At 62.8% G+C, this 13,577-nt stretch carries 6 protein-coding genes; 2 read left to right on the forward strand and 4 right to left on the reverse strand.

Going from position 1 to position 13,577, the window contains the following annotated elements:
* Positions 1 to 459: 459 nt before the first annotated feature.
* Entirely contained in the window at positions 460 to 6,204 is a 5,745-nt protein-coding gene (locus SJI03_RS17090) for an alpha-2-macroglobulin family protein (RefSeq protein WP_322427993.1), read from the forward strand.
* 17 nt (positions 6,205 to 6,221) lie between these two features.
* Positions 6,222 to 8,318, forward strand: a complete 2,097-nt coding sequence (gene pbpC, locus SJI03_RS17095) for a penicillin-binding protein 1C (RefSeq protein ID WP_322427994.1) — start codon at positions 6,222 to 6,224, stop codon at positions 8,316 to 8,318.
* Here the strand turns inward: pbpC and SJI03_RS17100 are convergent, their stop codons facing one another.
* The 4 genes from SJI03_RS17100 to SJI03_RS17115 all read right to left on the reverse strand — a co-directional run bounded on the left by SJI03_RS17100 (position 8,319) and on the right by SJI03_RS17115 (position 13,503).
* On the reverse strand, positions 8,319 to 9,941 hold the full coding sequence (locus tag SJI03_RS17100) for a type VI lipase adapter Tla3 domain-containing protein (RefSeq protein ID WP_322427995.1): 1,623 nt from the start codon (positions 9,939 to 9,941) through the stop codon (positions 8,319 to 8,321). It lies immediately after the preceding gene.
* A gap of 113 nt (positions 9,942 to 10,054) precedes the next feature.
* Complete coding sequence (locus tag SJI03_RS17105) at positions 10,055 to 12,370, reverse strand: effector protein Tle3 domain-containing protein (RefSeq protein ID WP_322427996.1); 2,316 nt, start codon at positions 12,368 to 12,370, stop codon at positions 10,055 to 10,057.
* 92 nt (positions 12,371 to 12,462) lie between these two features.
* Positions 12,463 to 13,143, reverse strand: a complete 681-nt coding sequence (locus SJI03_RS17110) for a hypothetical protein (protein ID WP_322427997.1) — start codon at positions 13,141 to 13,143, stop codon at positions 12,463 to 12,465.
* Between the two features lie 69 nt (positions 13,144 to 13,212).
* Complete coding sequence (locus SJI03_RS17115) at positions 13,213 to 13,503, reverse strand: hypothetical protein (RefSeq protein ID WP_322427998.1); 291 nt, start codon at positions 13,501 to 13,503, stop codon at positions 13,213 to 13,215.
* Positions 13,504 to 13,577 lie beyond the last annotated feature (74 nt).

Consider the following 13,577-nt stretch of genomic DNA (forward strand, 5'->3'; position numbering starts at 1 on the left):
ACGTTGATAAGAGATTTTCTCTACTGCATCAATGCGACAACTGCCAGACATGCTATTGCTAGAGGTAGACAACAATTCCAGGTGCGCTTTCTTGCGATAAATGCACTGCTGTTGGACTAGAGAATACGGTTGCAGGTTCAAGCGGTCGGTGCGTTGGCGCACAAAGCATTGTTGTATATCAATGGTGTTGCAGATTCACGACAAAGACTTCCGTGTTGAAAAAAACTAATTGGTCTCGGGAAATTTTTGCAATCACGGCCACTTCCTGGCGCCGCGTCCAGAGGCAATCGTACGACTTGTTACCAGCGTGCCACTGTATATTAGCAACAATGATGAGCTTGATAACTAATATTACATTGATGTTGTATTCCTGCCGCGTTCTGTTGCCTTGCGGGGCTTCTTCCGGGCAACTTTTGCGCGCCGCAGCCAGCTCCGCCACTTTTCATCAAGGAGTCACCCGTGTCTGACCTGCCCCATGTTGTTTCTTCCCCGCTGTCCGGCAAACTGGGCCCGCTGGGTCTGCTGCTGTCGCTGGGCCTGGCCATGCCAGCCTGGGCCGATAGCGGCGTGTCCCTGTTTTCACCGAGCGGCACGGTCAAGGCCGTGCGCCAGGTGCGTGCCCAGTTCGCCACGCCGATGGTACCTTTCGGCGACATGGGCTTGCCCGCGCCGTTCGCCATCGATTGCGGCAAGGCCGAGCCGGCCGTCGTGGCGGGCGCGGGGCGCTGGGCCGACGAGCGCAACTGGAACTACGATTTCGAGCGCGACTTGCCGGCCGGCGTGGCGTGCAGTTTTAGCTTGAAAGCAGGGCTGAAGGACCTGGCCGGCAAGCCCTTGCAGGGAAGCACATCCTACCGTTTCACCACGGGCGGGCCGGCCATCGTCGAGGCCGTACCGTATGACGGCCAGCCGTATATCGATGAAAACCAGATCTTCGTGCTGGGCCTGGACGCCGCGCCGAACGACGCCAGCGTGGCCGCGAACGCGTATTGCCGCGCCGATGGCATCAATGAAAAGATTCCCGTGCGCCTGCTCAAAGGCAAGGAACTGGAGCAGGTATTGACCCTGCGCAAGAGTTTTCTCGATCGCTACCTGACCGTATATTTCAAGAAGCGGGGCACTTTATGGAAAGTGGGCATGCCCGTCGCCAGCAAGGGCGCGCCGCCGCTGCCCGTGACCGTGCTGCAATGCAAGCGCAGCTTCCCCGCCAACGCCAAGGTGTCGCTGGTGTGGGGCGAGGGCATCGCCAGCGCCAGCGGCATCGCCACGGACAAGGCGCAAACCCTGCAGTTCAAGACGCGGCCCGATTTCACGGCCAAGTTCAGCTGCGAGCGCAGCAATCCGAAGGAACAGTGCATACCCTTCCTGCCCATGCGCGTACAGTTTTCCGCCCCCGTGAGCGCGGCGCAGGTGCGCGCCATGACCCTGAAGGGCGGCGGCAAGACGTATGCGCCGACGATTTCAAAAGACGAAGAAAAGACGGAATTCCTGTACGGCGCCACGTTCAATGGCCCCTTCCCCGTGCAAGCCAGTTTCGTGCTGAACTTGCCGCCGAAGCTGACGGATGACGCTGGCCGCGCCTTGCTCAACCGCGCGCGCTTCCCCATGACGGTGCGCACGGGCGAACAGCCGCCGCTGCTGAAATTCCCGGCCCCGTTCGGCATCATCGAAGCGAAGGGCGACGGCTTGCTGCCCGTTACCGTGCGCAATACCGAGCCCGTGCTGTCGGGCAAGGAGGTCGCGCAGCCATCCGCTGCCGCCACGGGCGCCACCTTGCGCGTGCCCGACAATGACGACAAATTCATCATCGAGTGGATGCAGCGCCTGACCGGCAATGGCGACGGCGGCGAATACTGGCAGCCCTACGCCCAGTATGCGGGCAACATGAGCAAATCCGTGCTGGCGGGCGCGGCCGGCACGCGTCCCATCAGCCTGCCGCGTCCCGATGGCAAGAAAACCTTTGAAGTGATCGGCATCCCTTTGCAGAAGCCGGGCTTTTATGTGGTCGAGCTGGCCAGTCCCATCCTCGGCAAGGCGTTGCTGGGCAAACCGACGACGGCCTACATCCGCACAGCCGCGCTGGTGACCAACCTGGCGGCCCACTTCAAGCATGGCGCGCAATCGTCGCTCGTGTGGGTGACGTCGCTCGACAAGGGCGCGCCAGTTGCGAAAGCGCAAGTGGCCGTGCGCGACTGCGCCGGCAAGCTGCTGTGGCAAGGCGCCACGGGCGCGGACGGCGTGGCGCACATCCCCGGCGAGCTGGCCAATTCCAGCTGCAAGAACAATGGCCGCTACTTTATCAGTGCGCGCAGCGGCGGCGACATGACGTTCACCCTGTCGGACTGGGTCGGCGGCATCGAAGCCTGGCGTTTCAATTTGCCCACGGACGACACGCGCGCCGACAACACCCTGCTGGCAACGGTATTCGACCGTACCTTGCTGCGCGCCGGCGAAACCGTGCACATGAAGCATTTCATCCGCAAGCACACGGGCGAGGGCATGAGCCTGGTTGACAAGAATAACGGCCCCGGCAGCGCCACCTCCGTCGTCATCACGCACCAGGGCAGCGACCAGAACTATCAATTGCCCCTGCGCTGGTCCGCCAGCGGCACGGCGGAAAGCGACTGGGTCATCCCCGCCGACGCCAAGCAGGGAGAATACAGCGTCACCATGGCGGGACGCCCGTCCGGCAGTTTCCGCGTGGAAGCGTTCCGCGTGCCCACCATGAAAGCCGTGCTGCAGGGACCGAAAGCGCCCGCCGTGCAGGCGAAGCAGCTGGCCCTCGATGCACAAATCACGTATCTGGCCGGCGGCGCCGCCACGAATGCGCCCGTCAAGCTGCGCACGGTGCTGCAAGACAAGAGCGTGACGTTTGCCGACTATCCCGACTATAGCTTCAGCAATGGCGACGTGAAGGAAGGTCTTGTGAAACAGGGCACGGGCTACGACGACGATGAGGGCGAGTGGCAGGATGAAGGCCATGGCGGGCGAGCCGGCGCCGGTGCAGCTGCCGCGCGCACGCAAAGCTTGACCCTGGACAAGGCGGGCGGCGCGCGCATCGTCATTGACCAGCTGCCGCAACTGTCCACGCCGCGCGACCTGGTGGCGGAAATGGCGTTCCAGGATGCGAATGGCGAGACGGCCTCGGTCGCCACGCGCGTACCGCTGTGGCCGTCAAACTATGTGATCGGCATCAAGCCCGATGCCTGGGCCTTGAGCAAGGATGCCTTCAAGTTCACGGTGGCCGTGCTCGGCACCAATGGCAAGCCCGTGGCGAATGCCCCGGTCGCCGTCGATTTCTTCCAGCGCAACAGCTATTCGCACCGCCGGCGGCTGATCGGCGGCTTCTATGCGTATGAAAACAGCAGCGAAGTGGTCAAGCTGGGCCCTGCGTGTTCGGGCAAGACGGACAACAAGGGCCTCTTGATTTGCGACGTGAAGGCACCGGCCAGCGGCAATCTGGTCTTGCGCGCCCGCACGCAGGATGCCGCCGGCAATGCGGCCGTCGCCAACCGCGAAACCTGGGTGGCCGGCAGCGGCGACTGGTGGTTCAACGCCAGCGACAATGACCGCATCGATGTGCTGCCGGAAAAGAAACGCTATGAACCGGGCCAGGAAGCAAGCTTGCAGGTGCGCATGCCGTTCCGGGCGGGCACGGCCCTGATCACGGTCGAGCGCGAAGGCATCCTCGACACCTATGTGCGCCAGCTCAATGGCCGGGAACCGGTGGTGAATATCCCGGTCAAACCGAACTACGCACCGAATGTGTATGTGTCCGTGTTTGTCGTGCGGGGCAGGGTCGATGGCGTGCAGCCGACGGCGCTGGTCGACCTGGGCAAGCCCGCCTACAAGATGGGTATCGCACCGCTGAACGTGGGGTGGCAGGCGCATGAACTGAACGTCATGGTCGTGTCCGACAAGGAAGTGTATAAAACGCGCGACAAGGCGGAAGTGTCCGTGCGCGTGCGCCGCGCCGATGGCAAGCCGTTGCCGGCAGGCGCCGAAGTGGCGCTGGCGGCCGTCGACACGGGCTTGCTGGAACTGATGCCCAACGATAGCTGGAAATTGCTCGATACCATGATGGCGCAGCGCAGCCTCCAGGTGGAAACGGCGACGGCGCAGATGCAGGTGATCGGCAAGCGCCACTTCGGCCGCAAGGCCTTCCCGGCCGGCGGTGGCGGCGGCAAGGGCGCGAGCCGCGAATTGTTCGATACCCTGCTGTTCTGGAAGGGCACCGTCAAGCTCGACGCGAAGGGCGAAGCGACCGTGCAAGTGCCGCTGAACGACTCGCTGACGGCATTCCGCATCGTGGCCATCGCCAGCGCGGGCAAGGAATTGTTCGGTACGGGCAGCACGGACATCCGCAGTTCGCAAGACTTGATTTTGATGTCGGGCTTGCCGACCCTCGTGCGCGAAGGCGACCAGTTGCGCGCAGGATTTACGGTACGTAACACCTCGGCCGCCGCCTTGAACGTGGAACTCAACGCCACGGCGGCTGGCAAGGCCTTGCCGCGCCAGAGCTTGACCCTGGCGGCCGGCGAAGCGCGTGAAACGGGCTGGGATTACCAGGTACCGCTCGGTGCGCAAACGGTCGTGTGGGATATCAGCGCGAAAGCGGGAAGCCACACGGATAAACTGAAAATCACGCAAAAAGTGGGCCAGGCGACGCCCGTGCGCACGTATCAGGCAACCTTGCAGCAGATCGACAAACCCGTCAATATGTCCGTGCAAATGCCGGCCGGCGCCTTGCCGGGCCGGGGCGGTATCCAGACCAGCTTTGTCGCCAAGCTCGGTGGCGAGCTGCCCGGCGTGCGCGAGTACATGGCCGCCTATCCCTACACGTGCTTCGAACAAAACACGTCGAAAGCCATCGCCCTGCAAGACCAGGAGGCGTGGAACAAGCTGGCTGCCAGCCTGCCCGCCTACCTGGACAGCGATGGCATGCTGAAATATTTCCCCATCATGGAACAGGGCAGCGACAGCTTGACGGCGTATGTGTTGTCGGCAACCCGCGAAGCGGGCTACGCGATTCCGGAACAGACGAAAAACCGCATGGAAGCAGCCTTGACGGCCTTCGTGCAGGGCCGCATCGTGCGCCGTTCCGCGCTGGACACGACTGACCTGGCCGTGCGCAAACTTGCTGCGCTGGAAGCGCTGTCGCGTTCGAACAAGGTGCCGCCCGATGCCCTGGAGAGTATCAGCATCAACCCGAACCTGTGGCCTACCTCGGCTGTCATCGACTGGAGCTTGTTGCTGCAACGCACGCCAAGCCTGGCGCGCCGCGATGCGCTGCTGGCCGAGGCGCAGCAGATATTGCGTTCGCGCCTGAATTTCCAGGGCACGACCATGGGCTTCTCCACCGAGCGCAAGGATAACTGGTGGTGGCTGATGGTCTCCGGCGACGTCAACGCCAACCGCCTGCTGCTGGCCGTGATGGACGACCCGGCGTGGAAGGATGACATCGGCCGCCTGGTGCGCGGCAGCATGGGCCGCCAGAAGAAGGGCCGCTGGGATACGACTGTAGCCAACGCCTGGGGCACCCTGGCCATCAATAAATTCTCGGCCAAATTCGAGTCCACGCCCGTGACGGGCGCCAGCGCCGTCAAGCTGGGCAGCGATACGCAAGCCCTCGTGTGGAATGGCGCGGCGAAAGTGGGGCCCGTGCTGCAAGCGTGGCCGAAAGGCATGGATACCCTGGGCCTGGCGCACAGCGGCACCGGCAAACCTTGGGCCACCGTGCAAAGCCTGGCGGCCATCCCGCTCAAGGCGCCCGTCTCCAGCGGTTATACGATCAAGAAAACCATTACTCCTGTGGAACAGAAAACCACGGGCCAGTGGTCGCGCGGCGATGTCTACCGCGTGCGCCTGGACCTGTCGGCGCAGGCGGACATGAGCTGGGTGGTGGTCGACGACCCGATCCCCGCCAGCGCCACGGTGCTGGGCAATGGCCTGGGCCGCGATTCGCAGCTGCTGACGGCCGGCGAAAAATCCACGGGCTGGGTCTGGCCCACGTTCGAGGAAAGGGCCTTTGACGCCTTCCGCGCCTATTACGCCTTCGTGCCGAAGGGTAACTGGAGCGTGGAATACACGGTGCGCCTGAACAATGCCGGGGATTTCAGCCTGCCAGCCACGCGCATCGAGGCCATGTATTCGCCCGAAATGTTTGGCGAGTCGCCGAACGCGAATGTGAAGGTGGCGCAGTGAAAGGGTTTGTTTTACTGATGGGCGGCCTGTTGGCCGGCCCGGTCTTCGCTGAAGCGATATTGACGCCGGCCCAGGTGCAGGCCGCGTACCGCAGTTCGGAAGCGCAATTGCTGGACCGCAGCGGCGTGCCCCTGCAATCGTTGCGCGTGGATATGAAGGTACGGCGCTTGCCGTGGGTGCCACTGGCTGATATTTCACCGGCCGTGCAACAGGCCGTGCTGCTGGCGGAAGACCAGCGCTTCATGCGTCATGGCGGCGTGGATGTGTCCGCGCTGGCCACGGCCGCCTGGGACAACCTGTTTTCAAAAAAGCCCCGGGGGGCCTCGACCATCACCATGCAGCTGGCGGGCCAGCTGGACGCGGATTTGCAGGCGTCCTCGGGCGGACGCAGCCTGCGCCAGAAATGGGACCAGATGCGTGCCGCCCAGGCTATCGAAGACAGCTGGAGCAAGGCGCAGATTTTCGAAGCGTATTTGAATCTGGTCTCGTTCCGCGGCGAGCTGCAAGGCATCGCGTCCGCCTCGTACAGCCTGTTCGGCAAGGCGCCGTCGGGACTGAACCAGACGGACGCCATCATCCTGGCCAGCCTCGTGCGGGCGCCGAACGCGCCGCCGGCCACCGTCACGCGCCGCGCCTGCGCGCTGGCGAAAGAGTGGCGCATGGACAGCAGTTGCCAGCTGATCGGCCAGCGCGTGCAGACGGCCCTGCAGCGCAATGCGGTCTACGCGGAACTGGCACCCGCGCCGCAAGTGGCGCAGCAGTTGCTGAAACAGCCGGGTGCGCAAGTCGCCAGCACCCTGGACGGCCCCTTGCAGCGCTTCGCACAGGAAAATCTGCGCCAGCAGCTGGCGTCATTGCGCGAGCGCAATGTCAACGATGGCGCCATCATCGTGCTGGACAACCGCAGCGGAGAAATCCTCGCCTATGTGGGCAATGCGGGCGGCAGCCACGTGGATGGCGTGGCGGCCCTGCGCCAGGCCGGTTCCACCTTGAAACCGTTCTTGTATGAACTGGCCATCGAGCGCCGGCTGATGACGGCCGCGTCCGTCATGGACGACTCGCCGCTCGATGTCGCCACGGCATCGGGCATGTACGCGCCGCAAAACTACGACCGCAACTTCAAGGGCTATGTCAGCGCTCGCACCAGCCTGGCCAGCTCGCTCAACATTCCCGCCGTGCGTACAGTGCTGCTGACGGGGCAGGACGGCTTTTACAATCGCCTGAAGGACGTGGGCCTGTCCAGCCTGACGGAAGCGGCCGAATACTACGGCCCCTCGCTGGCGCTGGGCTCGTCCGAAGTGACCCTGCTGGAACTGGCCAACGCCTACCGCGCGCTGGCCAACGGCGGGCTGTACAGCACCGCCAGCCTGCAGCCGGGGCAAGCGGGCAAGGACAGGCGCCGCGTGATGGAGGCAGGCGCCGCCTTCATCGTGGGCGACATCCTGGCCGACCGCGCCGCGCGCAGCATGACGTTTGGTTTGCGCAACGAGCTGGGGACGAATTTCTGGAGCGCCGTCAAGACGGGCACGAGCAAGGACATGCGCGACAACTGGTGCATGGGTTACTCGGCGCGCTACACGGTGGGCGTCTGGGTGGGCAACTTCGACGGCAAGCCCATGTGGGACGTGTCGGGCGTGACGGGCGCCGCGCCCGTGTGGCGCGACGTGATGGACTATCTGCACAGGAACGTGCCCAGCCATGCGCCGAAAGCGCCGCCAGGCGTATTGCAGCAGATGGTGGCGTACCAGCCCGCGCTGGAAGCGCCGCGCCGCGAATGGTTTATCTTTGGTACGGAAAGCCCCGTCATCGCCGTGCTGGGCGACACCGTGAAGCCGCCCGCCATCGTGTATCCGGCCGAAGACAGCATCCTCGCCATCGACCCCGACATTCCGCCCGCCCTGCAGCGCGTCTTCTTCCAGGCCCAGGGCAGCCGCGACTTGCGCTGGATGCTCGACGGCAAGGACATGGGCGCGGCCGCTGAGAGCATCAGCTGGCGCCCCGTGCCGGGCAAGCATGCGCTGGCGCTCGTCGACGGCGCCGGCAAGACGGTGGCGCAGGTGGCGTTCCAAGTGCGGGGCAATGCGCTGGCACAGCTTGCCGTGCAGGGTAAATAATCAGTTTGATGGATAATTCGCCGGGTCGATGGCTGGCGTGACGTAGTGCCGCAGCACATCGCCGCCGTGCGGATGCTTTTGCGTGCGGCGTTTTTCGTCCGACGGCGGGCTGACCAGCACGATGGTCGCTTCATCCGGGTTGCGCAGGTTCACCACGGCGCTGACGCCGCCATCGCGGTAGCTGCCCATCACGGCGATGGCCATTTGCACGAACAGGGTGGCCGCTCCTGTGTTGCCCAGGCGCTGGTCCGTATCGATCCACTGCGCGGTGTTGCCGCTGTCGAGTTCCGTGCCGCCATCTTCCGCATGTTTCAGTAAGGTCTTGTGCAGCGCCACCAGCTGCGCCTGATTGCCACCGGTGGCGGCGACCAGGCGCGCCGGGGCGGCGGGGCGCTCGGCTTCCGGCAAGCTGCGCAAGGTTTGCTGCCAGCCCGCCTGCAAGGCTTGTTCGCGCTGATCGCGCCGCGTGAGCGGCTTGCCATCCTTGTCTGTCATCTTGACAAACGTGGGCCTGTGGATGAAGCCGAAGGTAGGCAGGCGGTCCAGCTGCGCCAGTTGCTCCTTGTTGAACGGCAAGGGAAACCAGGGCGTGGGTTGCCAGTCTTTCGGCGGCTGGTAGGTCTTGTGCTGAAGCCTGTCGAGCATGCTGACGCTGCCTGTGCCGCGGATGTCGGGGCGCTGCGCGAATTGCGCGGCGACGGGGAGCCATTCGGCGATGCTGGGCTGGCGCTGGGTGAAGGCATTCGGGTCTTCTTTTTTGTCAGGGTGCGGCACGGCCCGCATCAATTCGTCATACGCCAGATACAGGCGCCGCGCCACACCGTAGGTATTCAAGTCATCGACGCTGTCCTCGGGCGGCGCGTCATCGTAGGCGAACTTGCGCACGGCATCGATGCGTTCACGCCGGGCCAGCACGAAGAGGGCGGAGGTGTCGGGCATTTCGGGTATATAGTAGCCATCTTTGAGCAATTCGGGAGTGTTGGGACTGCGATTGATATCGCGCGATTCCATGCCATCATGCGAATTCAAGATGATGTATGGCACGTCAGGATGGGCGTCAAAAAATGCGAAAACATCTTCTAGAATATGCTCGGGATGTTCCTCGAAGCGTCGTGGCCCCGCCACAAACAGATGCCAGTGCATGCCGGAAGAGGCGGTGCTACCTGCCAGACCCATAATGGGCGAGTGTGGTGTATCTTGCAGCGCAGGATCTGCAATGGGACCTTCGGCGTTAAAGATGGGCACGGCAAAATACATAGGGGTATTCAGCGCGCCATTTTCGAGCGAGTCGCCTGCGCGTCCCCCACTGGTGCCTGCTTTGTCCAGGCTGCTCCATGGATATTTCTTCTTATCTTGTTCGCGGATGCTGGCATAGGCATTTCCCTTTTGCAGGGCTTCCCACAATTTCCCTTGTCGGTATTTGTCCAGGGTGACGCCGAGACCGATAACCTCCAGCACATATTCCCGCTTTTCCTGTTCGCTGGGCACCATCTGCTGCACTTGCGGCTTTGCGACGACCATAGGCTTGGACGAGTGCAGCCAGCGTGAGCCTAGCAATGTGGCTGCCACGAGAGGCGGGATCAGCAACAGCCCATGCAGGTACTTCAAGACTTTGCTGCTCATCGTGGACTCCAGCAAGAAAGGTGATGGGCTGATCAGTAATGACCAAAGCAATAGCAGTGCCAGTACGCTGGCGACTGCATACAGCGGATATTGCAAGCGGAGGAATAAGCTTTTCATCTTGGTATTTCGTCGCTGGCTTTATGGACGACCGGCGTGACGACTGAATCAGTACGCCTGCCGTTGACTATTTCACATACAACGGTGGAAGGCAGGCCCTCATGTAGGGCGGGAATACAAGCGGGAAGTTCTCCCGAACTGTAATAGCGCGCATTACCTACGATAATTGCCTTACGCGCCGCAGGCTCGGCAGACAAGTAAACCGCGAAATTTTTTGCAAAGGTATCCCACTTCAATATCGATAGGCGTGATATTTTTTCATCGGTTTTCAGCCGCCAATCCGCCACCGCACACAAATACCGATAAAACTTCGGATCGCTGCTCGCCTTGCCCCCGCCGATGGCCACGTCATATGCTGTCACGTTGCGATGGTTTTCCGCGTTGCCGATGATGGCCCCGTGGAAGGATTTTGGGCTGACCTCGTTCTGCCAGCGCTTGCGCGCCTCGTTCGGCGTTTCTTCGCGGTCGACAATCAGCTTGTCGCCGCCGCCCGGATGGCGCGAGACGCGGTCGAGTTTGCATTGGTCGCCCGCTTCCTTGCCCACGTTCAGGGCCTTTTCCACTTGCTCGTGCTCGCCCGCGCCGAACATGCCGACGCCGTATTCGGGAATGCGATGCTGCTTCGGACGCGGATCGGCGATGACTTCCTGCCTGCGCATGCGCAAACCTTGCTTGCTGGTTACCGCGATGGCCGCATCGATCGGGTCGACCTCCTCGCACGGTCCTTGCTGGTCGCGCGGCAGCCTGGCCTGGTCGGACTCCTTCGGGAATTGCCCAGGGCGGATCTCGCCGCCGTCGAGCACGGCTTTCCCGGGTACGCGCAAGGCTTCGCCATTGATCGTACGCAAGCCTTCGCGCCGTCCCGTTTCCGTGGAAAAGATATTCCATTTACTTGGTTTGACGGGCGGCCACTGTGACTCGGCATGGTTGCCGCGGTGGCCCCGGTTGGCGCCGGCCACGTGGGCATGGTCGTCCTCGCCATCCAGGCGCAGGGCGAAGTCGTGCGGCGGTTGGCCCACCAGCACCGGCCCATTGTTTTTGCCAGCGGCGTCAAGGCGTTGCTTGTTGGTGAAGACGCGCTGGTAAAATCCCTTGCCCAGTTCCGCCAGCGGCTGGCGATGCTGGGATTCCTTGTCCCAGTAGGTGGGACCGTCACCCCAGATGCTTTTGTCCGTCTTGCCCTTGGTTTTGGACAGGCCATGACCGTCGATGTGGTCGGGTATGCCTTGCCAGCCGATGCCCTGCATATTATCCAGTGCCACCGTCATGTCTTCGGGGCAGAAGTACAGGTAGACCTTGCCCCGGTTGTCTCGGTCCGCTTCCGCGCGCCATGCCGCGCCCGCCATCCCATGGCAGACGGTGTGATCCTTGATCTGCGCAAAGGCTGGTGTGGCGTGCTTTTTTGCCACCACGCCCTGCACGATCTGCACCAGCGTTTGCAGGCGCGCATGCAGGGTCTGGCGATTGCTGATGGCGTCGTACTGGTTTTCCATCGCCGCATCCCGGCCGCCGCCAAAGATGCGGCTCGTTTCCGCCGCGCCGAAGAACATGGTCGTGTCTTCCACCAGGCTGTAGGGCGGATGCGTGAGGATCAGCGTGTCGGCGGGCCGCCTACCCTCGTCGAGCAGGAAGGCCTGTGCCAGCAGCGAAATCAGACAGCCCTGGCTGTGCGCCACGATGGAGACGACATCGTTGCTGTCGTAATCGCGGATCATGGCGATGAGCGCGGCCAGGCGCTTGGCCGCCAGCACCATGTACATGCGGCCCGGCGCCGTCTTCAAAGGGCGTACGGGATCGCCGCCCACGTCGTACGGAGAGAATAATCCCTTGTTCCACATGTCGGGCAAGGTATTGGTGGCATTGCCGAACGGGCCGCCGTTCTTCGACATGTCCTTGTCCAGGCGGTTGCCATAGCGGTCCGTATTCTGGCCGTTGACCATTTTGCTGGCGTTGCCTTGTTCGCGAAAGCCCCAGTAGAACGGGATGACGGGACTGTACGTCGTGTCATCATGCTTGCGCTTGAAGTAGACCGCGTCCGGATCGGCGATCACTTCACGCTTGTCGGCCTCCTGTGGCAGGCGGTAGGTGGCCGGGGTGAGCACGTGGCCGCCGCCATACATGCGCGCATCGAGTCCCTGGCAGAGTCCTTTTTCCACGGCGCCAAAACTGGTGCCGACGTCGTTCACGCCATGGATGACGATGACGTTGCCCGGCAGCTCAGGGCGGATGCGCACGATGGCGTCGTTGAGGCGGCCGCAATGGAGCAGGGCGATGTTCTTGCCGCTGGTGTAGGGAAGTTTGGGATAGGCCATCGCCGCTCCATGCTGACCAGACAGGCCAGTGTAGAGGGGCGGGATGGCGGATTAATTGCGTTTACGCAAGCATTGCGGAAAAGAAGGCGGCCTTACGGCGCACTGATGATCTTCGTCAGCGCGATGCGATACGCGGGCTGCACGTCGCCATCCTTGTCCAGCTTGTCCGTCATGATCACGCCGTAGCCTTGCGCGTACCACACGTATTCGCCGCTCTTGCCTTTGCTCTTGCCACCGACGTCGCGCAGTTCGAACTTGCAGGCGTCGGGGAAGCGGCGGCCGCCCAGTTCCAGGCGTTCCCAGCCGAGGAAGGTGATGGAAAAGTTGCGCTCGTCCGTGCGCGTGGAGGTGGTGATCTTGTCGGACAGGCCCGCCAGCGGGTAGTGCGTGCTCGTTTGCTTGTCCGTGAATTGCACGCGCACTTCCTGGCCGGGGCGCATGGTGGCGGGGATGGCGGACTGCGGCGTGTAGACGTTCTTGCTGCGCACGGTGCCGTCTTCATTGTAGTGGACGTTGCCCGTGAGAAATACCTGGCCATCGCGGATGTCCTGGTAGGACGTGGCCAGCAGCACGCCGCCGTTGAGGATCAGCTGCGTGCCCTTTTGTTTCTTGCCTTCAAAGGTTTCTTCGACGTTGACTTGCGCGTCGCCATTGTTCTTGCTGAACTTGATGCCCGTCGTCAGTTCCATGCACTCGCCCACCGTGGGCGCTGCCTGTACGCTCGCGGCGGCCAATACGCCTGCCGCCATCATTCCACACCATGCTGCTTTCATTGTTTTCCTGGCTATCTTGCAAAGGCGCGATGATAGCGTGCCTGAAAGCAACGTGGCGCAGCGCTGACACTATTTCGTGGGAGCGACGGGGATGCTGGGCACAGCCGGTGTGGACGCTGGCGGCGCTGTGGGCTTCCCGCGCCGCGTGCGCTTGTCCGTGCGCGCCTTGGCGGGCTTGGCGTCGTGGACCAGCTTGCCCTTGTTGTCCAGTTTGTCGGACTGGTCCGATTGCTGGCCCGGATCATTCGTATTGTTGGTGTGGTTGCCCGTCTGGTTCAGATTCGTCGTCGATTGGGCTTGCACCCAGGCGCCGCCGACGGTCATCAGGGTGGCGGCCAACAAGAGAGCGGCGGTTTTCATGGCAGTGTCCTGTGCAGAAATGAGTAAGAGCTTGCATTCTCACACAGGATACCGCCGGCACGGGTAGGACGCGG

Source organism: Janthinobacterium sp. GMG1, assembly GCF_034427795.1.
Classification (GTDB): domain Bacteria; phylum Pseudomonadota; class Gammaproteobacteria; order Burkholderiales; family Burkholderiaceae_D; genus Janthinobacterium.